23 protein-coding genes are annotated in these 21520 nt (G+C 69.4%); 20 read left to right on the forward strand and 3 right to left on the reverse strand.

Annotated elements, in window-relative coordinates; genetic code table 11:
• Positions 1 to 15: 15 nt before the first annotated feature.
• The 15 genes from IEY81_RS00590 (at position 16) to IEY81_RS00660 (ending at position 15055) form a co-directional block, all read left to right on the forward strand.
• Positions 16 to 1809, forward strand: coding sequence for an ABC transporter substrate-binding protein (locus IEY81_RS00590; RefSeq protein ID WP_189116505.1), 1794 nt, complete (start codon positions 16 to 18; stop codon positions 1807 to 1809).
• A gap of 102 nt (positions 1810 to 1911) precedes the next feature.
• On the forward strand, positions 1912 to 2904 hold the full coding sequence (locus tag IEY81_RS00595) for an ABC transporter permease (RefSeq protein ID WP_268244480.1): 993 nt from the start codon (positions 1912 to 1914) through the stop codon (positions 2902 to 2904).
• An 83-nt stretch (positions 2905 to 2987) separates the two neighbouring features.
• Positions 2988 to 4316, forward strand: coding sequence for a replication-associated recombination protein A (locus IEY81_RS00600; protein ID WP_189116507.1), 1329 nt, complete (start codon positions 2988 to 2990; stop codon positions 4314 to 4316).
• A 12-nt stretch (positions 4317 to 4328) separates the two neighbouring features.
• Entirely contained in the window at positions 4329 to 4910 is a 582-nt protein-coding gene (locus IEY81_RS00605; protein WP_189116508.1) for a hypothetical protein, read from the forward strand.
• Entirely contained in the window at positions 4907 to 5251 is a 345-nt protein-coding gene (locus tag IEY81_RS00610) for a DUF6167 family protein (protein ID WP_189116509.1), read from the forward strand. Before IEY81_RS00605 ends, IEY81_RS00610 begins: the two co-directional genes overlap by 4 nt.
• Before the next feature lie 8 nt (positions 5252 to 5259).
• Positions 5260 to 7956, forward strand: coding sequence for an alanine--tRNA ligase (gene alaS / locus IEY81_RS00615; RefSeq protein WP_189116840.1), 2697 nt, complete (start codon positions 5260 to 5262; stop codon positions 7954 to 7956).
• A complete protein-coding gene (ruvX, locus tag IEY81_RS00620) occupies positions 7956 to 8426 on the forward strand; it encodes a Holliday junction resolvase RuvX (protein WP_189116510.1) in 471 nt (156 codons plus the stop codon). The genes alaS and ruvX overlap by 1 nt, the downstream gene beginning before the upstream one ends.
• A complete protein-coding gene (gene mltG, locus IEY81_RS00625; RefSeq protein ID WP_229787126.1) occupies positions 8423 to 9928 on the forward strand; it encodes an endolytic transglycosylase MltG in 1506 nt (501 codons plus the stop codon). Before ruvX ends, mltG begins: the two co-directional genes overlap by 4 nt.
• A gap of 12 nt (positions 9929 to 9940) precedes the next feature.
• The gene (locus IEY81_RS00630; protein ID WP_189116511.1) at positions 9941 to 10783 is read left to right on the forward strand and encodes a shikimate dehydrogenase; all 843 of its coding nucleotides are present in this window, start codon (positions 9941 to 9943) and stop codon (positions 10781 to 10783) included.
• Positions 10784 to 10790: 7 nt separating this feature from the next.
• A complete protein-coding gene (locus IEY81_RS00635) occupies positions 10791 to 11468 on the forward strand; it encodes a prepilin peptidase (RefSeq protein ID WP_189116512.1) in 678 nt (225 codons plus the stop codon).
• A 45-nt stretch (positions 11469 to 11513) separates the two neighbouring features.
• Positions 11514 to 12692, forward strand: coding sequence for a chorismate synthase (gene aroC / locus IEY81_RS00640; protein WP_189116513.1), 1179 nt, complete (start codon positions 11514 to 11516; stop codon positions 12690 to 12692).
• On the forward strand, positions 12692 to 13204 hold the full coding sequence (locus IEY81_RS00645) for a shikimate kinase (protein WP_189116514.1): 513 nt from the start codon (positions 12692 to 12694) through the stop codon (positions 13202 to 13204). The genes aroC and IEY81_RS00645 overlap by 1 nt, the downstream gene beginning before the upstream one ends.
• Positions 13201 to 14298 (forward strand): 3-dehydroquinate synthase, encoded by a 1098-nt coding sequence (aroB, locus tag IEY81_RS00650; protein ID WP_189116515.1) that lies wholly within the window; start codon positions 13201 to 13203, stop codon positions 14296 to 14298. Before IEY81_RS00645 ends, aroB begins: the two co-directional genes overlap by 4 nt.
• A 105-nt stretch (positions 14299 to 14403) precedes the next feature.
• Positions 14404 to 14709, forward strand: coding sequence for a nucleotidyltransferase family protein (locus IEY81_RS00655; RefSeq protein ID WP_189116516.1), 306 nt, complete (start codon positions 14404 to 14406; stop codon positions 14707 to 14709).
• Complete coding sequence (locus IEY81_RS00660; RefSeq protein ID WP_229787128.1) at positions 14684 to 15055, forward strand: HepT-like ribonuclease domain-containing protein; 372 nt, start codon at positions 14684 to 14686, stop codon at positions 15053 to 15055. The genes IEY81_RS00655 and IEY81_RS00660 overlap by 26 nt, the downstream gene beginning before the upstream one ends.
• A gap of 239 nt (positions 15056 to 15294) precedes the next feature.
• On the opposite strand, the gene IEY81_RS00665 is transcribed toward IEY81_RS00660, so the two are convergent.
• Genes IEY81_RS00665 through IEY81_RS00675 form a run of 3 tightly spaced genes read right to left on the reverse strand, consistent with a single transcriptional unit; the run spans position 15295 to position 17416 of the window.
• Positions 15295 to 15582, reverse strand: coding sequence for a helix-turn-helix transcriptional regulator (locus tag IEY81_RS00665; protein ID WP_229787129.1), 288 nt, complete (start codon positions 15580 to 15582; stop codon positions 15295 to 15297).
• 39 nt (positions 15583 to 15621) lie between these two features.
• Positions 15622 to 16779: an acyl-CoA dehydrogenase family protein gene (locus IEY81_RS00670; protein WP_189116517.1), complete on the reverse strand. Its 1158-nt coding sequence runs from the start codon at positions 16777 to 16779 to the stop codon at positions 15622 to 15624.
• Between the two features lie 31 nt (positions 16780 to 16810).
• Complete coding sequence (locus tag IEY81_RS00675) at positions 16811 to 17416, reverse strand: TetR/AcrR family transcriptional regulator (RefSeq protein ID WP_189116518.1); 606 nt, start codon at positions 17414 to 17416, stop codon at positions 16811 to 16813.
• 71 nt (positions 17417 to 17487) lie between these two features.
• Here IEY81_RS00675 and IEY81_RS00680 point away from each other — a divergent pair, with 71 nt between their 5' ends.
• The 5 genes from IEY81_RS00680 (at position 17488) to IEY81_RS00700 (ending at position 21456) form a co-directional block, all read left to right on the forward strand.
• A complete protein-coding gene (locus tag IEY81_RS00680) occupies positions 17488 to 17955 on the forward strand; it encodes a type II 3-dehydroquinate dehydratase (protein ID WP_229787131.1) in 468 nt (155 codons plus the stop codon).
• A gap of 129 nt (positions 17956 to 18084) precedes the next feature.
• Complete coding sequence (efp, locus tag IEY81_RS00685; protein ID WP_189116520.1) at positions 18085 to 18651, forward strand: elongation factor P; 567 nt, start codon at positions 18085 to 18087, stop codon at positions 18649 to 18651.
• 3 nt (positions 18652 to 18654) lie between these two features.
• Positions 18655 to 19068, forward strand: a complete 414-nt coding sequence (nusB, locus tag IEY81_RS00690; RefSeq protein WP_189116521.1) for a transcription antitermination factor NusB — start codon at positions 18655 to 18657, stop codon at positions 19066 to 19068.
• 174 nt (positions 19069 to 19242) lie between these two features.
• Positions 19243 to 20421, forward strand: coding sequence for a MinD/ParA family ATP-binding protein (locus IEY81_RS00695; protein ID WP_189116522.1), 1179 nt, complete (start codon positions 19243 to 19245; stop codon positions 20419 to 20421).
• A 24-nt stretch (positions 20422 to 20445) separates the two neighbouring features.
• A complete protein-coding gene (locus IEY81_RS00700; RefSeq protein ID WP_189116523.1) occupies positions 20446 to 21456 on the forward strand; it encodes an NADPH:quinone reductase in 1011 nt (336 codons plus the stop codon).
• Positions 21457 to 21520 lie beyond the last annotated feature (64 nt).

The raw sequence follows: 21520 nt of genomic DNA on the forward strand, positions 1-21520 counted from the left end.
CGATTGAAGAGAACAGTGATCGCCGCAAGCGCGATCGCTGCGCTGACGCTCACCGCAGCATGTGGTGGCGGGGGCGGCGGTGGCGAGGACAAGACCGGCGAGTTCAAGGCCGGCGGCGGTGCCGGTGCCGGCAAGGACGCCGAGGCCACGGGACCGGTGGAGATCCCCGAGGACGCCCAGAAGGGCGGCACCATCACGGTGATGTCCAACAACGCACCCCACACCCTCGACCCGACCCGGACCTACTACACCGACTCCGGTGCGATCATGTCCGGACTGGTCACGCGGTCGCTTACGCAGTACGTCTACGACGAGAAGACCGGTGACTCGATCCTCGTCCCCGACCTCGCCACGGACCTCGGTGAGGCCTCCGAGGACGGCCTCACCTGGACCTTCACGCTGAAGGACGGGATCAAGTACGAGGACGGCACCGACGTGACCGCCGAGGACGTCGTCTACGGCATCAAGCGCTCCTTCGCCATCGACACCCTGACCGACGGCCCGACCTACCAGACCACCTTCTTCAAGGATGGCGACAAGTACAAGGGCCCGTTCGCAGACACCGACGCCGAGCTGAAGAAGCTGAGCGGCTACGAGCCCGACGCCGGCTGGTACGGCGGCGAGGACTACGACGGTGTCGAGGCCGACGGCAACAAGGTGATCATCCACCTGGCCCAGCCGTTCGCGGAGCTCGACTACTACGCCTCGTTCCCGGTCTTCTCGCCGATCCCGAAGGCGAAGGACAAGGACCCGCTGGCCTACGAGAGCCACCCGATGGCGACCGGCCCCTACAAGTTCGAGTCCTACAAGCCCGGCACCTCGCTGAAGCTGGTCAAGAACGACCAGTGGGACCCGAAGACCGACCCGGGCCGCTTCCAGGCCGTCGACGCGTTCGACTTCAAGTTCGCCCAGGACACTGCGAAGCTCGAGAACCAGATCCTCGGCGACAAGGGCGCGGCGCAGACGATGATGACGTACGACGACGTCACGCCGCCGACCTACAAGGCGATCAAGGAGAAGGCGCCGGACAACCTGATCGAGGGCACCTCGCCGTGCACCTACATGTACCGGCCGGACCAGACCAAGATCAAGGACAAGAAGATCCGCGAGGCCATCAGCTGGGCCTACCCCTACCAGGCTGCCTGGAAGGCGTCCGGCGAGATCGTCGGCGTCACCATCGAGCCCGGCACCTCGATCCTCCCCCCGGGCACCGCGGGTCGTGTCGACTACCAGTACCCGAAGGGCCAGGACGGTCAGACCACCGACCCGGAGAAGGCCAAGGCGCTGCTGAAGGAGGCCGGGGCCGAGGGCTTCGAGCTGAAGTGGTACTACGAGCGTGACGACGAGCAGTCCGTGGCCAAGAAGGACCAGATGGTCAAGGGCTTCGAGGCCGCCGGCTTCAAGGCGACCCCGGTCGCCTCGACCGACGAGACCTATCGCGACGACCAGAGCAACCTGGACGCTCCGATCAACCTCCGCTACGGCGGCTGGTGCTCCGACTGGCCCTCGGGCGGCTCCTGGTTCCCGGCCCAGTGGATCGGCTCGAACGCCAACAAGCCGGGCATGCCGAACCCGACCAACTTCAAGGAGGCCGACGCCGACGCCAAGCAGGCCGAGATCCTGAAGATGGACGCCGACGAGGTGCCCGCGGCCTGGGGCGAGTTCGACAAGTGGATGCAGGAGACCTACATGGTCGAGATCAACGCCGGCTACGACGCGAACGCCTTCATCAAGGGTTCGAAGGTCGGCGGGGTCGTCAACGACCCGGTCAAGGGCATGCCGAGCTTCTCCATCATGTACCTCAAGTGAGGTGACCCCCGGCCGGCGTGGGCCCCCACCCACGCCGGCCGGCCCCCTACTTCTCCGGGCTGACGCCCACGGAAACCTTCTAGGAAGCGAGACCCCCGTCCCATGATCGGTTTTGTCATACGCCGGTTGATCTCAGCAGTGCTCGTGCTGTTCGTGATCTCGGTGGCGGTGGTCGCGCTCTTCACCTATGGTCCGAGCGACCCGGCCCAGGCGATGTGTCCCGAGCCCAAGTGCACCGCCGAGCGCCAGGACGCCATCCGGGACGCGCTGAACCTGGACGCACCGATCCAGGTGCAGTACGCCGAATACATGTCCGGCATCGTCAACGGTCGTCAGATCGCGTTCGGCTCCGAGGCGTACGACTGCGACGCCCCGTGCTTCGGGGTCAGCTTCATCTACCGGGTCAACGTCTGGGACGACATCAAGGACCGGATCGGCCCGACGGTCTCGGTCGCGGTCGGCGCGGGGGCCACCATCCTGCTCATCGGCGTGCCGATCGGGATGTTCGCGGCCAGACGGAGGGGGAGCGCTGCGGACAAGGCGGTCATCGGCGCGACCCTGGTCATCGAGTCGATCCCCTACTACCTCTTCGTCCTGCTCGCCTTCCTCTATCTGGCGGCCGGGGCGGGCATCTTCCCGCAGGAGGGCTACCACCCGCTGACGGACTCTCCGCTGAAGTGGGCCTGGGGTCTGCTGCTGCCCTGGCTCGCTCTCGGGCTGGTGAACTCCTCCAAGTACGCCCGGTTCACCCGCGGGTCGATGATCGAGGCGTTCAACCAGGACTATGTCCGCACCGCCCGGTCCAAGGGGCTGGCCGAGAGCCGCATCGTCAACAAGCACGCGCTGCGGGCCGCGGTGGTGCCGATCGTGACCATCTTCGGCATCGACTTCGGCTCGCTGCTGACCGGCACCATCTTCACCGAGCTGATCTTCGGCATCCCCGGTCTCGGTCTGCGAGCGCTCAACGCCGTCGGCCAGAGCGACCTGCCGGTGATCGAGGCGACCACGCTGATCTCGGCGTTGATCATCGTGATCACCAACCTGCTGGTCGACCTGTTCTACAGCGTCCTCGACCCGCGCGTACGCCTCGGCTGACCCGCGCCGGCCGCCTCTGCTCCGGCGAGGCGGCCGGTGTCGGTGCCGCCCCATAGGGTGGCGGGGTGGATGGTCTGTTCGAGATGTCTTCTTCCGGTGCCGCGCGCGGCGGGTCGCTGAGTCACAGCGACCACGCGGCGGCGCCGCTCGCGGTGCGGATGCGGCCACGTACGCTCGAGGAGCTGGTCGGGCAGAGCTCGCTGCGCGCCGCCGGGTCGCCGTTGCACCAGGTGGTCGAGGGCGGCCAGTCGCTCTCGCTGCTGCTGTGGGGACCTCCCGGCACCGGCAAGACGACCATCGCCTCGATCGTGAGCCGCTCGACCGACCGGCGCTTCGTCGAGATCTCGGCGGTCTCCGCCGGGGTCAAGGAGGTCCGGGCGGCGATCGACGCGGCCCGGGCCGAGCTGGTCGCGACCGGCAAGGAGACGGTGCTCTTCGTCGACGAGGTCCACCGGTTCAGCAAGGCGCAGCAGGACGCGCTGCTGCCGGGTGTGGAGAACCGCTGGGTCACCCTGGTGGCCGCCACGACGGAGAACCCGTTCTTCTCGGTGATCTCGCCGCTGCTCTCGCGCTCGCTGCTGCTGCGGCTGGAGTCGCTGACCGACGACGACATCCGCGGCGTGCTCGTCCGAGCGCTCGAGGACGAGCGCGGGCTCGGCGGCTCGATGACCATCACCGACGAGGCGCTCGACCATCTCGTCCGGCTCGCGGGCGGGGACGCGCGACGCTCGCTGACCTATCTGGAGGCGGCGGCCGGCGCGGCGGTGGAGGGGGAGATCACCCTCGAGGCGGCCGAACGAGCGGTCGACCAGGCGGCGGTGCGCTACGACCGTCAGGGCGACCAGCACTACGACGTGGTCAGCGCCTTCATCAAGTCGGTGCGCGGCTCCGACGCCGACGCCGCGCTCCACTATCTGGCCCGGATGATCGAGGCGGGGGAGGACCCCAGGTTCATCGCCCGCCGGCTGATGATCCTGGCCTCGGAGGACATCGGCCTGGCCGACTCCACGGCGCTGCAGACCGCGGTCGCCGCGGCGCAGACGGTGCAGCTGATCGGGATGCCCGAGGCCCAGCTCACCCTGGCCCACGCCACGATCGCCCTGGCCGTGGCCCCGAAGTCCAACGCGGTCACCAACGCGATCTTCGCCGCGCGCGCCGACGTGACCGCCGGGAAGATCGGCAACGTGCCGCCCCACCTGCGCGATGCCCACTACGAGGGCGCGAAGAAGATCGGGCACGGCGAGGCGTACAAGTACGCCCATGACGAGCCCTTCGGCATCGCCACGCAGCAGTATGCGCCGGACGCGGTCGCCGACGCGGAGTACTACCGCCCGACGAGCCACGGCGCCGAGGCCGGCGTGAAGGAACGTTGGGAGCGTGTCCGGAAAATCGTGCGCGGACAGGATGGATAAGGTAGGCGCACGATGACGAACTCGAGCATGCCCGGCTGGGCGCTGGTGGCGACGCTGACCGCGGTGGGGCTTCTCGTCCTCATCCTGCTGGTGGTCGCCGTGCTCGCGCTCCGCGCGCGCCGCAGCGCGCGGCGCCGGCTCGAGGAGGCCGAGGCGAGCGAGGCAGAGCTGCGCGAGCGGCTCGAGGCGCTGGAGCGGCGGCTGACGCAGCCCGAGACGTCGCTGCGCCGGCGGCGCCGGGACGAGCGGGTTCCCGAGAAGGAGTACGTGATCACCTCCCTCGGGGAGGACGGCGAGCCTGTCGAGGTGGAGCAGGTGGTGCGGCGTACGTTGACCGCACCCGCCTTCGCGGACGCCGTGTTCCGGGAGACGGTGGTGCACAGCGCCGCGCTGGTCCACGGGGTGCGCCGGGCGCTCTCGCCCGAGGTGCGCTTCAAGATCCGCTACGAGATGCACCGCGAGGTCAAGCGGGCCCGCAAGGACCGGAAGAGCGAGATGCGCGAGGCGCTGCGCGAATACCGCGCGCGGCAGCGTGCGGCGGTTGACGATGACGTGGTCTCGACGAGGTCGACGACCGAGGAGGAGAGGCGATGAGGGGCGCGATCTGGTTCGTGGTCGGCGCGGGGGCGGGTGTCTACGCGATGGTCAAGGGGCGGCGTGCCGCCGAGGCCTTCACCGCCGACGGGTTGCGCGACCGCGCGCAGGCGCTCGGTGTCGGCGCGCGGATCTTCCGCGAGGAGCTGGCCACCGGGAAGGCCGAGAAGGAGCTCGAGCTGCGCGAGTGGATCGAGGCTCGCACCCCGGCGATCGCGGCCGGCTCCGCGCCGGCGGAGGGCCGGAAACAGATTGGCGCCGAGGGCGCCGAGCAGACGAGACTTGGACTGAACGGGCCAACCGAGGACCCGAGGCAAGACACGGAAGGTAGTACCCCCTGATGGAGTGGCTGAGCACGGCGGAGATCCGCCGCCGTTTCACGGCGCATTTCGCCGAGAACACCGAGATCGGCGAGCACACGGTGGTGCCGTCGGCATCGCTCCTGCTCGACGACCCCAACCTGCTCTTCGTCAACGCAGGCATGGTGCCCTTCAAGCCGTTCTTCCTCGGCCAGGCGACCCCGCCCTACCAGCGGGCCACGAGCGTGCAGAAGTGCATCCGTACGCCCGACATCGAGGAGGTCGGCAAGACCACTCGTCACGGCACCTTCTTCGAGATGTGCGGCAACTTCTCCTTCGGTGACTACTTCAAGGAGGGCGCCATCACGCTCGCCTGGGAGCTCATCACAAAGTCGGTCGCCGACGGCGGCTTCGGCTTCGACGAGTCGGTGCTCTACCCGTCGGTGCTCAACGGCGACGACGAGGCGGTCGCGCTCTGGAAGAAGATCACCGGTCTCCCCGACGACCGCATCGTCCGGCTCCCCCCGAGCGAGAACTACTGGTCGATGGGCGTGCCCGGTCCCGGTGGCCCCTGCTCGGAGATCCTGATCGACCGCGGCGGCGCCTACGGCAAGGACCGTGACTGGGAGGCGGGTGACCGCTACCTGGAGTTCTGGAACCTCGTCTTCATGCAGGACAACGTCGTCGAGGCGCGGTCCAAGTACGACGTGGACATCGACGGCGCGCTGCCGCAGAAGTCGATCGACACCGGCCTCGGCCTCGAGCGGGTTGCCTACCTGATGCAGGGCAAGAGCAACATGTATGAGACCGATGTCGTCTTCCCTGTCATCGAGAAGGCCCAGGAGCTCACCGGGAAGAAGTACGGCGCCGACTACGACGACGACGTCCGGTTCCGGGTCGTCGCCGACCACGTACGTTCCTCGCTGATGCTCATCGGCGACGGTGTGACGCCGGGCAACGAGGGCCGCGGCTACGTGCTCCGACGACTGATGCGCCGGGCGATCCGCAACATGCGTCTGCTGGGCTACGAGGACCCGGCGATGCCGGAGCTGCTGCCGATCTCTCGCGACAAGATGGGGGAGACCTACACCGAGCTCCACACCGGCTGGGACCGGATCAAGCGGGTCGCCGACTCCGAGGAGGAGGCCTTCCGCAAGACGCTCACCGCCGGCACCCAGATCTTCGACCTGGCCGCGACCGAGGTGAAGCAGAGCGGCTCGACCACCTTCACCGGCTCGAAGGCCTTCCAGCTCCATGACACCTACGGCTTCCCGATCGACCTGACCCTCGAGATGGCCGCCGAGGCGGGTCTCGAGGTCGACGAGGCGGGCTTCCGCGGTCTGATGACCGAGCAGCGCGAGCGGGCCAAGGCCGACGCCCGCGCCAAGAAGGGCCAGCACGCCGACCTGTCGGTCTACCGCGGCATCCTGGACTCCAACGGGCCGACCGACTGGCAGGCCTACACCACCCTCGACACCGAGTCGAAGCCGCTCGCCCTGCTCAAGGAGGGCAAGCCGGTCGACGTGCTCGGTCCCGAGGAGATCGGTGAGATCGTCCTCGACCGCACCCCGTTCTACGCCGAGTCCGGCGGCCAGTCCGCCGACGCGGGCATCATCGAGTTCGACGGTGGCCGGCTCGAGGTCGTCGACGTCCAGCGCCCGGTCAAGGGGCTCGTGGTCCACCAGGTCCGGGTCGTCGACGGCGAGTTCTCGACCAGCTCGGCTGCCGGCGGGCTGGTGCACGCCCAGGTCGACCCCGAGTGGCGGCTCGGCGCCCGACAGGCCCACTCCGGCACCCACGTGGTGCACGCCGCCCTGCGTGAGGTGCTCGGCCCGACCGCGCTGCAGTCGGGTTCGTTCAACCGCCCCGGCTACCTGCGTCTCGACTACGGCTGGACCAAGGGCCTGACCCCGGAGCAGATGCACGAGATCGAAGAGGTCTCCAACAACGCGCTCCGTGCCGACCTGCCGGTCTCCTGGGACTACATGACCCTGCCCGAGGCCAAGGAATGGGGCGCTATCGCGCTCTTCGGCGAGACCTACGACGACTCCAAGGTTCGCGTCGTCGAGATCGGCGGCCCCTGGTCGCGCGAGCTGTGCGGTGGCACCCACGTGGACCACTCCGCCCAGATCGGCACGATCGTGGTCACCTCGGAGGCCTCCGTCGGCTCCGGCAACCGGCGCATCGAGGCCTACACCGGTGTCGAGGGCTTCCAGTACCTCGCCCGCGAGCGCGACGTGGTCTCCGAGCTCAACCTGCTGCTCAAGACCAAGTCCGACGACGTCGTCGGCCGGGTCTCCGACCTCATGGAGCGGCTCAAGGCTGCCGAGAAGGAGATCGCCCGGGCGCGCACGGCGCAGCTGCTCGCCTCCGGCGGGTCGATCGCGGCCTCCGCGGTCGACGTCAACGGCGTCCGGGTCGTCGCCCAGCGAGTGCCGGGTGTCGGCGGCGGCGATGCGCGCACGCTCGCCCAGGACGTACGCTCCCGGCTCGGTGACGCTCCGGCGGCCGTCGTCCTCGTCGGCGACGCCGACGGCAAGGTCGCGGTCGTGGCCGCGGTCAACCCCTCCGGCATCGCCAAGGGCGTCAAGGCCGGCGACCTGATCAAGGAGCTTGCGCCGATCGTCGGTGGCCGAGGCGGCGGCAAGCCCGACTTCGCCCAGGGCGGTGGCACCGAGGTCGGCAGGATCGACGAGGCGCTCGGCAAGGTGAGCTCTCTGGTCACCGGCGCGGTGGCCGGAGCCTGATGCGCACCGGCGTACGCCTCGGTCTCGATCCTGGCGACGCCCGGATCGGCGTGGCCAGGAGCGACCCCACGGGGTTCCTGGCCACGCCGCTCGAGACGGTCAAGAAGGGCCGTGGCGATCTCGCGCGCCTGCAGGCGATCGTCGCCGAGATCGCCGAGGAGTCGACGATGCTCGAGGTGGTCGTCGGGCTGCCCCGCTCCCTCAACGGAGGGGAGAACCCGGCGACTGCTAAGGTCCGGGACTTCGCCGCGTCGTTGGCGCAGCGAGTGGCTCCGGTCCCGGTTCGTCTCGTCGACGAGCGACTCACCACGGTGTCCGCGGAGGCTATGCTCCGAGACCGAGGCCGCAAAGGTCAGGACCGCCGCGCAGTGGTGGACATGGCCGCGGCGGTTGTGATCCTGCAACACGCCTTGGACAGTGAGCGCGCTTCGGGGGCCGCGCCTGGAGAGATCGTTGAGGTCGGTCAGTGAGTGATCGCTACTACCCGCAGGACCCCCGCGACCCGCGTCGACAAGGCCAGGGGGCCTACGGGCGTGACCCGCGCGGCGGCTATCCGCCGCGCCAGCAGAACCCACAGGGCCAGCCGGGCCAGCCGGGGCCGCAGGACCCGCGCGACCCGCGCAGAGCCCGAGGCTCGATGCCCCCGCAGCAGAGTCAGATGCCGCCCCAGCCGGGACAGCAGGCGCAGCCGGGCCGCCGCCCGGCGCCGCGTCCGCGGCCGGGTGCGGGCACGCCCCCGCCGGGCTATGGCCGTCAGGCGCCTCCGCAGGCTCCGGGCGGTTATGCCGGTCCTGCCTACCAGCAGCAGCCGAGCTTCTTCGAGAACGGCCCCACCGACCACGACCCGTACTTCGACGAGGAGCCGCCGAAGCGCAAGCGTCGCTTCGGTGGCTGCCTGGCCGTGCTCGTGGCGCTGGTCGTCGTCGCCGGCGGCTTCTACGTCGTCGGCGACCGGGCGATCGACTACGTCAAGGACATGGTCGCCCCGCCGGCCGACTACGAGGGCCCCGGGACCGAACCCGTCTCGTTCGAGGTGCAGCAGGGCGACTCGGTCTCCGCGGTCGGCCGCAACCTGAAGGAGCTCGGCGTCGTGAAGTCGGTCGATGCTTTCATCGACGCGGCCAACACCGAGGGCCTGACCGTCCAGGTCGGCTTCTACCCGCTGAAGAAGCAGATGAAGGCCGCCGACGCGGTCGAGGTCCTGGCCAACCCGGACAACATCGACACGGTCAACGTCACCATCACCGAGGGGTCGCGGGCCAAGGCGATCTACAAGGTGCTCGCCGAGAAGACCAAGACCAAGCCGGCCGCGTTCAAGAAGGCCGCCAAGGACACCGAGGCGATCGGCCTGCCCGACTACGCCAAGGGCAACGTCGAGGGCTACCTCTTCCCGGCCACCTACGCCTTCCCGCCCGACGCCACGCCGACCGAGATGCTGGCGATGATGGTCGACCGCTGGGAGCAGGCGCTCGGCGACAACGACATCGAGGCACAGGCGAAGAAGCTCAAGTGCGGTGACGGAAAGGCGTGCACGCCGGAGCAGATCATGACCGTGGCCTCTCTCGTGGAGGCTGAGGGCCGCGGCGACGACATGGCCAAGATCGCGCGAGTCATCTACAACCGAGTAGAGAACCCTGGCACCGCGGGGCAGGCAGGTTTCCTACAGATCGATGCGACGGTCAACTATGCGCTCGGGAAGTCCGGAAGCACTGAGCTCGGTGGGGTGAACATCCAGTCTGTCGACTCGCCGTACAACACCTACACCAACAAGGGTCTGCCGCCTGGACCGATCGGAGCCCCGGGTGACGATGCGATCCAGGCCGCACTCAACCCGGCTGATGGCGGCTGGTACTACTACGTGACCGTCAACCTGAAGACAGGCGAGACGAAGTTCGCCAAGAACTATGACCAGTTTCTGAAGTTCAAGGCCGAGTACAAAGACTACTGCGCCACCGAATCGAAGAGCTGCTGAGGAGAAGACTGCGTGAAGTGTGCTGTCCTGGGTGATCCGGTCGCCCACTCGCTCTCCCCCGTCCTCCACCAGGCGGCGTACGCCGAGCTGGAGATGTCCGACTGGTCCTACACTTCGACGCGTGTCCAGGCCGGAGGACTCGCCTCCTACGTCGAGAGCCTGGGTGGGGACTGGCCGCCGAGCCGGTGGCGGGGGCTGTCGGTGACGATGCCGCTCAAGCGCGAGGCGTACGAGCTGGCTCGGTCGGTCTCGCCGCGGGCGCGGCTGGTGGGGGCGGTCAACACGCTGGTGCGCTCCTCGCACGGCTGGGTGGGGGACAACACCGACCTGCCCGGCGCGGTCGCCGCGATCCGGGAGCGGGCCGGTGACGACTTCTCCTGCGAGAACGGTGTCGTGCTCGGCGCGGGGGCGACAGCCGCCTCGACCGGTCTCGCTCTGGCCGAGCTGGGCGTCTCCCGGATCACGCTGCTGGCCCGGAACCCGGGCGCGGCGGGGGAGACCATCGACATGATCTCGCGCCACCGGAGCAAGCCGGTGGTCTCGGTGCTGCCGCTGGAGTCCGTCGTCGACGGTGCCGACGCGGTGGTCTCGACCATCCCCGCGAAGGCGCAGACCCCCGAGCTCGTCGACCGCTGGGCGTCCACGCCGCTGGTCTTCGACGTGGTCTACGACCCGTGGCCGTCCCCGCTCCTCGCGGTCGCGCCCGGGGTGGCCGTCAGCGGGCTCGACCTGCTCGTGCACCAGGCGGTGCTGCAGTTCGAGCTCTTCACCAGCCGTCCGGCGCCGCTCGCCGTCATGCGGGCAGCGGGGGAGAAGGCGCTGGGGATCGCGAAGCCGGAGCCGACGCCGGCATGAGCCGCGCATGAGTGCTGGGGCGGTCGTGCTGGTGAGTGCGGCCGTCGCTGCACTCCTCGCGCTCGGCGTCCCTGCTCTGCTCCGTCGGCTTCCCGAGCCCGTCGACGACCCGCCCGAGGTCCCGTACGCGAACCTGGCGGACTGGCGTCCGCTGGTCCCGCTCGCGGTGGCGGTCTCCGCGAGCGTCGCCGCTCTGCTCGCCTGGCTGGTCGACCCGCCGCGCCTGCTGGTGGCGCTGACACCGCTCGTCCCGCTGTGCGTGCTGCTCGGCTACGTCGACTGGCGTGTCCAGCGGCTGCCGAAGGTGCCGATCCTGGTCGCGTCCGCGCTCGGGCTCGGCCTCCTCGGGATCGAGTGGCTCTGGACCCGGGACACGGCAGTGGCGATGGGCGCGCTCGCCGGGCTGCTGATCGCGCGGTCGGTGTTCTGGCTGCTGTGGCGGATCCTGCCGCACGCGATGGGCTTCGGAGACGTCCGGCTGGCGGCGCTGGTCGGGCTGGTCCTCGGCCGCCTCGGCTGGGACGGGCTGGCGTTCGGGCTCTGGGCCGGGCTGGCGGTCTTCGGCATCTGGGGCGTCGCGAGAGCGGTCGGCCGACGCTCGCGAGCAGCGATGCGCGAGCCCCTGGCGTACGGACCGTTCATGATCTGCGGGATGGTTCTCGGCGTCTTCGCCGTCTCGCTGTGAGCCCGGATGCACGGGGTTGCGCGAGGAGGATGAAAGACTGGAGCCATGTTGCGTTGGCTCACTGCGGGCGAGTCCCACGGTCCGTCTCTGACGGCCGTGATGGAGGGTCTGCCCGCCCATGTCCGGATCACCTCTGACGACATCTCCGGTGCCCTTGCCCGGCGGCGCCTCGGCTATGGCCGCGGTGCCCGGATGAAGTTCGAGCAGGACCAGGTGCGGATCACCGGAGGTGTGCGCCACGGTGAGAGCCAGGGCGGTCCGATCGCGATCGAGGTCGGCAACACCGAGTGGCCCAAGTGGGAGACGGTGATGTCCGCCGACCCGGTCGACGCCGAGGTGCTCGCCGGCCAGGCGCGCAACGCCCCGCTGACCCGGCCGCGTCCCGGTCACGCCGACCTGGTCGGCATGCAGAAGTACGACTTCGAGGACGCCCGCCCGATCCTCGAGCGCGCCTCCGCGCGCGAGACCGCGGCCCGCGTCTCGCTCGGGGCGGTCGCCTCCGCCTTCCTCGAGCAGGCGCTCGGCGTCCGGCTGGTCTCGCACGTCCTGGAGATCGGCGGCGTCCGTACGCCGAGCCACGACGTCCCCGCGCCCGAGGATGTCGCCCGGCTCGATGAGGACCCGGTGCGGGTGCTCGACCCGGACGGCTCCAAGCAGATGGTCGCCCGCATCGACGAGGCCCACAAGGACGGCGACACCCTCGGCGGCGTCGTCGAGGTCGTCGTCCACGGCTTGCCGCCGGGCCTCGGCTCCCACGTGCACTGGGACCGGCGTCTGGACGCGCGCCTGGCCGGTGCGCTGATGGGCATCCAGGCGATCAAGGGCGTCGAGGTCGGCGACGGATTCGAGCTCGCCGCGACCCCCGGCTCCAAGGCCCACGACGAGATCGTTCCTTCCCCCGACGGCATCCGTCGCGCCTCCGGTCGTTCCGGCGGCACCGAGGGTGGCATGTCGACCGGTGAGGTCCTGCGCGTGCGCGCGGCGATGAAGCCGATCGCCACCGTGCCCCGCGCGCTGCGCACCGTCGACGTGGCCACCGGTGAGGAGGCCGTGGCGCATCACCAGCGCTCCGACGTCTGTGCGGTGCCCGCAGCCGGTGTCGTCGCGGAGGCGATGGTCGCGCTCGTGCTGGCCGAGGCGGCGCTGGAGAAGTTCGGTGGCGACTCGGTCGCCGAGACGGCGCGCAACGCCAAGGCATACCTCGAGAACCTGAGGTACGTGTGATGCCGGCTGTCGTACTCGTCGGCCCGATGGGCGCCGGGAAGTCCACGGTCGGGGCGCTGCTCGCCTCCCGGCTCGGGCTCGCCCTGCGTGACACCGACGACGACATCGCGGCGGCTGCCGGCAAGAGCGTCCAGGACATCTTCGTCGACGAGGGCGAGGAGCACTTCCGCGCCGTCGAGGCCGAGGCCGTCGCTGCCGCGCTGGCCGAGCACGACGGGGTCGTCTCCCTCGGCGGCGGTGCCGTCCTGGCCGATCAGACCAGGATCCTGCTCAAGGAGCACACGGTCGTCTACCTGCGTGTCGGTGTCGCGGACGCCGTCAAGCGCGTCGGCCTCGGCTCCGGGCGACCCTTGCTCCTCGGCAACGTACGCGGCCGCATCAAGGCGCTGCTCGAAGAGCGTGCGCCGATCTACGAGTCGGTGGCCACTCTCACCGTCGACACCGACAGCCGCTCGGCCGACGACGTCGCTGCCGAGATCGCCACCGCCCTGACCACCACGGAGCAGAAGTGACTGAGATCGTCATCAGGGTCGAGAGCGCCGCGGCGTACGACGTCGTCATCGGCTCCGGCCTCGCAGGCCGACTCCAAAAGCTTCTGGGCGACAGCGTCGAGCGGGTCGCGTTCCTCTACGCCGCCGAGCTCGCCGAACACGCCGAACCGCTCGTCGAGGAGCTGCTCCAGCACTACGACGTCCTCGGTCTCGGTCTGCCCAGCGGCGAGGACCAGAAGACGGTTGCCGTCGCGGCCGACTGCTGGGAGGCGCTGGGGGAGAAGGGCTTCACCCGCTCCGACGCCGTCGTCACCTTCGGCGGCGGCGCGACCACAGACCTCGGCGGCTGGGTCGCGGCCGGATGGCTGCGCGGCGTACGCGTCGTGCACGTGCCCACCACGGTGCTCGCCATGGTCGACGCGGCGGTCGGCGGCAAGACCGGTGTCAACACCGGTGCCGGCAAGAACCTCGTCGGCGCGTTCCACGAGCCCGCCGGGGTGCTGTGCGACCTCGCGCTGCTGCAGACCCTGCCGCAGGCGGACCTGGTCGCCGGTCTCGGCGAGGTCGTCAAGTGCGGCTTCATCGCCGACCCGGAGATCCTCCGGCTGGTCGAGGAAGCCGATGAGATCACCGCCGACTCGCCGGTGCTCGCCGAGCTGGTCGAGCGAGCGATCCGCGTGAAGGCCGAGGTCGTCGCCGGCGACCTGAAGGAGACCGGCGGCAGCGACGGCCACCCCGGCCGCGAGACCCTCAACTACGGCCACACCCTCGCCCATGCTCTCGAGAAGCACTCCGGCTTCTCGATCCGCCACGGTGACGCGGTCGCCGTCGGCTGCGTCTACGCCGCCGAGCTCGCCCGTCTCGCCGGAGTCCTCTCCGACGACGTCGCCGCCCGCCACGCCCCGCTCTTCGCGAAGGTCGGCCTCCCGACCACCGTCAAGGAGCTCGGGGTCGAGGCCGGGTTCGACGACCTCATCGGCGCCATGCGCGTCGACAAGAAGGCCCGCGGCTCCGTCCTCCGCTTCCTCGTCCTCCACGACCTCGCCGTCCCGCGGATCCTCACCGGGCCGGCCGAGGAGCAGCTGCGCGAGGCTTACGCAGCCGTGAGTGGCTGAGGCCGCGACGGCACCACCAGAGCGGTATGACCCTGGGTTGTAGTGGCGAGAAGAGTTGGGGTGCGGGTGACCCCGTTCGTGCCGAACATCTGGGACAATGGATTCATGAGCGCAACCCCCCGCCTGGACCACGCGGCGATTGCCCGTGCCTGTGAGCGGTTCGGCGTCGCACGGCTACGTATCTTCGGGTCAGCGGTGTCCGGGAGGTTCGATCCTGACCGCAGCGACATGGACTTCTTCGTCGACTTCCTTCCGGAAGTGCAGGATCTGCTGGGTAACTACCTAGCGCTCACCGACGAGCTCGAGCGCATCGTTGGCCGAAAGGTCGATCTGGTGATGACTGAAGCCGTAGAGAACCCTTACTTCGCTGCGCAGGCGTTCCAGAATGCTCAGGAAGTCTATGCAGCCTAGGGCAGCGGCGTTGCTCTGGGACCTTCTCACGGCAACGAAGCGAATCCAGGAGTTCGTCGCAGGCAAGACCTGGGAGGAGTATGCAGCCGACGTCCTGCTTCGTTCTGGGGTCGAGCGGCAGTTCGAGATCGCAGGCGAGGCTATGAGCGTCCTCCGAAAGGAGGATCCGGACACCGCCGCGCGGGTGCCGGAGGTGCACAAGATCATCGGGATGCGCAATGTCCTGATCCATGGTTATGCGGAGATCAGCAACCTCACGGTTTGGCGGACGGCTACGGGCGACCTGCAATCGTTGGTCGAGGCAGTCGACGCTTTGTTGATCGAGGCTGGACCTCCAGCATCTTGATCGTTCGTCTTCAGGTCCTCGACCAGCGCGCGACGTCCTCGTCGGTGACCTCGACCGGCCCCTCGACGCGCTCGGTGACCCGGATGTGGTTGCCGAAGGGTCGCGCAGCGCGCAGTCGATGCCGTAGGGCTGGCGGGTCGGCTGCTGGATGAACTCGACGCCCTTCGCGGAGAGATCCTCGTAGAGCTTCTGGCAGTCGTCGGTGTTGAAGATGGCCACCGCACCCATCGCGCCCTTGGTCACCAGGTCGCGCAGCTGGTCGGCGGTCTCCTCGCTGTGGGCGGGGGAGCGGCCCGACACCTCGAGCCGACGATGTCGCGGAAGGTGCGGCTGAAGGTGCCGAGGCTGCTGAGACCCACGGTGAGCGCGACCTCGGTGACCGGTAGCGCCGTGTCCCGCAGCAGCGCCATGGACCTTTCGATCCGGCGCCGCTGCAGGTAACGGTGGGGCGTCTCCCCGAAGACCGCCTTGAACCGGCGGCTGAAGTGAGCGGGGGAGACGTGCGCGACCCGGGCGAGGGCCGGCACGTCGAGCCGCGCGGCGTCATGCTCCTGAGGGTACGCGGGTCACAGACCCATGTCCTTGGCGATGATCAGCTTCATCACCTCGGAGGTGCCGCCGTAGATGCGGTTGACCCGGTTGTCGGCGTAGAGGCGGGCGATGGGGTACTCGTTCATGTAGCCGTAGCCGCCGTGGAGCTGGAGGCAGCGGTCGACGACACGGTGGGCGACCTCGGTGCAGAACAGCTTGGCCGAGGCGGCCTCGGCGGCGGTCAGGGTGCCGGCGTCCTCCGCCTCGATCGCGCGGTCGACCACGGCTTCGGCGGCGTCGACCTCGGCCTTGCACGCGGCGAGCTCGAACTTGGTGTTCTGGAAGGAGGCGACCGGGGTGCCGAAGACCTTGCGCTCGGCGACGTACTTCTTGGCGAACTCGACGGCCGCGGCAGCCTGCGCGTAGGCGCCGACCGCGATGCCGAGGCGCTCGACCGGGAGGTTCTGGCCGAGGTAGGAGAAGCCCTTGCCCTCCTCGCCGAGGACGTCCTCGACGGGCACGAGCACGTCGGTGAAGGAGAGCTCGGCGGTGTCGGAGACCTTGAGGCCGAGCTTGTCGAGCTTGCGGCCGACCTCGTAGCCGGGGAGCTTGGTGTCGACGGCGAGCAGGGTGATGCCGCCGCGGCGGTCTTCGGGGGTGGCGGGCGCGGTGCGGGCGCAGACGATCACCCGGTCGGCGTTGACGCCGCCGGTGATGAAGGTCTTGGCACCGTTGAGCACGTAGTGCTTGCCGTCCTCGGTCAGCTTGGCGTTGGTGGTCATGCCGGCGAGGTCGGAGCCGGTGCCGGGCTCGGTCATCGCGATCGCCCACATCTCCGCACCGGAGACGAATCCGGGCATCCAGCGCTCCATCTGCTCCTTGGTGGCGAGCTTGAGGAGGTAGGGCAGGCAGAGGCCGACGTGGGTGCTCGAGCCGCCGAAGGAGACGCCGGCGCGGGCGAGCTCCTCGGTCATCACGGCGGAGTACTTGAACGACTCGATCCCGGCGCCGCCGTACTCCTCGGGCACCTGGATGCCCCACACACCGAGCTCGCCCAGCTTGAGGTAGAAGTCGTGGGGGACGATGCCGGCCTCGTACCACTCCTCGTAGACGGGAGCGACCTCCTTCTCGATGAACGAGCGGATGGTCTCGCGGAAGGACTGGTGGTCCTCGGTGTAGATCGTGCGGCGCATGAAGGTGCTTTCTTCTCGGGGTGCTTGTCTCTCAGGGGCGGGCGCCGACGACGCGGAGCGCGAGGTCGGCGTAGAAGTCGGCGAGGGAGTCGGGCGTCCAGGAGCCGTCGTCGCGGTACCACCGGGCCAGGTCGATGCCGAGCGAGAGCAGGGCGGTGGCGGCCTTGGCCGGGTCGGGGGTGTCGAAGTCGCCGCTGCGTACGCCCTCCTCGACGACCTCGCGCATGACGGTGTCGATGGCGCGGCGCAGGCCGGCGATCTCGCGGAAGTGCTCCTCGGTCAGTGCGGCGAGCTCGTAGTTGATCACCCGGGCCGTGGTGTGGGAGCGCGCGTGGAAGAGGACATAGGTGCGTACGGCGGCGGCGACCCGCTCTGCGGGCGTCGCCTCCGAGCGGGTCGCCTCGGTGATCGCCCCGAGGATCACGGTGTGGCCGCGCACGGCGATCGCGTGCAGCAGCTCTTCCTTGGAGCGGTGGTGGACGTAGACCGCGGCGGGGCTGAGGCCGGCGGCGGTGGCGATGTCGCGGGTGCTGGTGCCGTGGAATCCCTTGGCGGAGAAGGCCTGGACCGCAGCGTCGAGCAGACGGGCACGGCTCCGGTCGCCGCGCGCCTGGGTGCTGGTGCGTACCTCGCTCATGTGGTCAGTCTGACACAAAGGTAAGTGGGCGCTTAGATTTGGCTCGCGAAAAGCGTGCGAGGATGCGGGGCGTGAGCAACTCGTTGACGAAGGTCCTCGTCCTCAACGGCCCCAACCTCGGGCGTCTCGGCAAGCGCCAGCCCGAGATCTACGGGCACACCACCCACGACGAGCTGGCCGCCTTGTGCGTCGGCTGGGGGCACACGCTCGGCTTCGCCGTGGAGGTGCGCCAGACCAACCACGAGGGCGACATGGTCGACTGGCTCAACGCTGCCGCTGACGAGCAGATCCCGGTCGTGCTCAACGCCGCCGCCTGGACCCACTACTCCTACGCGATCTACGACGCGTGCGCGCAGCTGACCGCACCGCTGGTCGAGGTGCACATCTCCGAGCCGCTGAAGCGGCCCGAGGAGTTCCGGCACACCAGCGTGATCACCCCGCACGCCACCGCGGTCGTGGCGGGCAAGGGCATCGACGGCTACCGCGAGGCGCTCGAGGTCATCGCCGACAGCCTGGGCGAGACGGGCGGCGGCGCCTGACGGATTGGGTCGGCGTACGCCTCGTTGACTAGGATTCTTCGTGGCCCATCGGGCCCTACGAACCCAGGAACATTGACAACGAGGCCTGCAGAGCTGCAGGACGACAGAGACGAAGGCTGACGGACGGTTATGGCGACGACGAACGACCTCAAGAACGGCATGGTGCTGAAGCTCGAGGGCCAGCTCTGGCAGGTCACCGAGTTCCAGCACGTGAAGCCCGGCAAGGGCCCGGCGTTCGTCCGCACCAAGCTCCGCCACGTCGAGTCTGGCAAGAACGTCGACAAGACCTTCAACGCCGGCACCAAGGTCGAGACCGCGACCGTCGACAAGCGCACGATGCAGTACCTCTACAACGACGGCAACAACTTCGTCTTCATGGACGTGCAGGACTTCGACCAGATCGAGGTCGACCCCGCCATCGTCGGCGACGCCGCCAACTTCATGCTCGAGAACACCGAGGCGATCGTGGCCACCAACGAGGGCCGCGTGCTCTTCGTCGAGCTGCCGCCGTCGGTCGAGCTGACCATCACCTACACCGAGCCGGGTGTCATGGGTGACTCCGCCACCGGCCGCACCAAGCCCGCCACCCTCGAGACCGGCGCCGAGATCCAGGTGCCGCTCTTCATCGAGCAGGGCGAGAAGATCAAGGTCGACACCCGCGAGGGCGGCTCCTACCTCTCCCGCGTCAAGGGCTGACCTGTGGCACACGTCGCCACCGCCCGCACCAAGGCCCGCAAGCGCGCGCTCGACCTGCTCTTCGCAGCCGAGGCCCGCGGTCTCTCCGCCGGTGACCTGCTCGACCAGCAGATCGCCGAGGGACAGGTGCCCAACAACCCGTTCACGGTCAAGATCGTCCGCGGCGTGGTCACCGACGCCGAGCGGATCGATGCGCTGATCACCGCGTTCGCCAAGGACTGGTCGCTGACCCGGATGCCCGCGGTCGACCGCAACGTGCTCCGCATCGGCGTCTGGGAGCTCCTCGACGGTGACGTCGCCTCGGAGGTGGCGATCAGCGAGGCGACCGCTCTGGTGACCGAGCTGTCCACCGACGACTCGCCCTCCTTCGTCAACGGCGTGCTCGCCGCGGTCGCGAAAGACCTGGCCAGGGCCTGAACGAGCCGAGACGTACGCCTGCCCGGGACCGTTCCGGGCGGGCGTCGCGTCATTTCGGGGTGCGCCACGACGCGTGTGTTTTCCGGTTATCGACGATTGCTTCGGTCGGGACCGTATGTTTGGACCCAAGGCTGAGATGGAGGCCGTAACCACGCACCCGTATTCGGAGAGCGCATGACGCAGGACAACAATCCCTATGACGAGCCGGACTCGCGCACCCGGCCGACCGGTGCACCCTCACACTGGGTGACGCCGCCACCGCCGAGCACGGCAGGGCAGCCGCCCGCGTACCAGCCCCAGCCAGACCCGAGTCAGGAGGCGACTCGCATCACCAACCCACAGGTCACCAGCAACGCCGCTCCGCCGACCCCGGCGGCGGTGACCCCGCCTCCTCCTCCGGCTGTCCACGGGCAGGAGGTCCCCAGCGCGACCGACTTCCTCGACCGGCGTGCGGAGTCGGCCGGGTTCGGTCCCGCGACCTGGGGCTGGCGAGGTGCGATCCGCAAGATGTCGGGCGGGCTGATCAGCCCGAAGATGGGCCCGGCCGAGGTCGCCTACGAGCAGGACCGCGCGATGATCCAGCGCGACTTCGACGGCCCGCGCACGATCGTGTTCATCAACCCCAAGGGCGGTGCCGCCAAGACCACCGGCGTGCTCGCCGCCGGCTACACCTTCGGCACCGTTCGTGGCGGGGGAGTCGTGGCCTGGGACAACAACGAGACCCGTGGCACCCTCGGGATCCGCGGCGTACGCAGCACCCACCGCAACACCACCCGGGAGCTGCTCGACAACCTGGCCGCGTTCAACAACGTCTACCAGTCCCGGATCGGTGACCTCGGTGCGTTCGTACGCTCCCAGGGCGACGCCCACTTCGACGTGCTCGCCTCCGACGAGCGGCCCGACGTCACCGGGCAGATCCATGCTGACGACTTCGGCCAGGTGCACCACCTGCTGGAGCGTTTCTACAAGGTGATCCTGGTCGACACCGGCAACAACATGCGGGCCGAGAACTGGCTCGCCGCCGCCGACACCGCCGACCTCCTGGTGGTCACCTCGACGGTGCGCGAGGACACTGGCTACAGCGGTCTGTGGATGCTCGACGCGCTCCAGGAGTCCGGCTACGCCGACCTCAAGCTGAAGACGATCACGGTGCTCTCGGACCCCTCGCCCAAGGTCGACACCAACCTGGCGCGCGACCTGACCGAGGTCTACCAGCAGCGCACGCGCGGCGTCTACCGGGTCCCGTTCGACCCGGTGCTCGTCGCGGGCTCGACGGTGCAGTACTCCCAGCTTTCGGAGGAGACCAAGATGTCGTGGCTCAAGGCGTGCGCCGGGATGGCACACGCTCTGTAGCTGCCGACCGCTAACGTCGGAGGCATGCGCGCAGTCGTCTACTCCGAGAACGGTCCCTCCTCCGTCATGCAACTGGTCGAACGGCCGGTGCCGAAGCCTGGTCCGGGCGAGGTGCTGGTCCGGCTGGTGCGGGCGGGGGTCAACCCCACCGACTGGAAGGTACGTGCCGGGCTGAGTGCGAAGCTCGCCACGCCCGAGGCGACCCCCGGCCAGGACGGCGCGGGGGTCGTCGAGGAGATCGGCGAGGGGGTCACCACCCACATCGCCGGTCAGCCGGTCTGGCTCTTCATGACCCAGCACGGGCAGCCGTGGGGGACCGCCGCGGAGTACGTCACCGTGCCCGCCCACAAGGCCGTCGAGCTGCCCGAGGACGCCTCCTACGACCTCGGCGCCTCGCTCGGCGTGCCGGCGATGACCGCTCACCGGGCGCTGACCTCCGGCTCGGTCGAGCGGATCGCGCCCGGTTCGTTCGAGGGCGTCACCGTCCTGGTCCACGGCGGGGCCGGCGCGGTCGGCAACGCCGCGATCCAGCTCGCCGTGTGGGCCGGTGCGAAGGTGATCACCACGATCAGCTCCGAGGAGAAGGCCGAGCTGGCGCGGGCGGCGGGGGCGCACCACGTCGTCAACTACCGTGAGGGTGACCCGGAAGCGGCCATCCGGGATATCGCGCCAGACGGCGTCGACCAGATCGTCGAGGTCGCCCCGGCGACCAACAACGACCTCGACCGGGCGGTCATCGCCCCTCGCGGCACGATCGCGATCTACGCCAACAACGGTGGCGACGAGCTCACCATGCCGCTGCGGGCGACGTTCTCGCTCAACCTGCGCTACCAGTTCATCCAGCTCTACGGCATCGAGCCGGAGCAGATCCGGGCCGCGGCCGAGGACGTCTCGGCCGCGGTGAAGGCAGGGGCGCTCCGTGTCGGAGCCGAGGCCGGCGTACCTCTGCACCACTATCGGCTCGAGGACACCGCCGCCGCCCACGACGCGGTCGAGAACGGTGCGGTCGGGAAGGTGCTCATCGACCTCGACTGACGTCAGCCCAGATCCGCCCGATCCCCGCCTGCTGCGCGACGCCATACGGGCGCGCTGGCGGCGT

It is taken from the genome of Nocardioides luteus (genome assembly GCF_014648595.1).
In the GTDB taxonomy this organism is placed as follows: Bacteria; Actinomycetota; Actinomycetes; order Propionibacteriales; family Nocardioidaceae; genus Nocardioides; species Nocardioides luteus.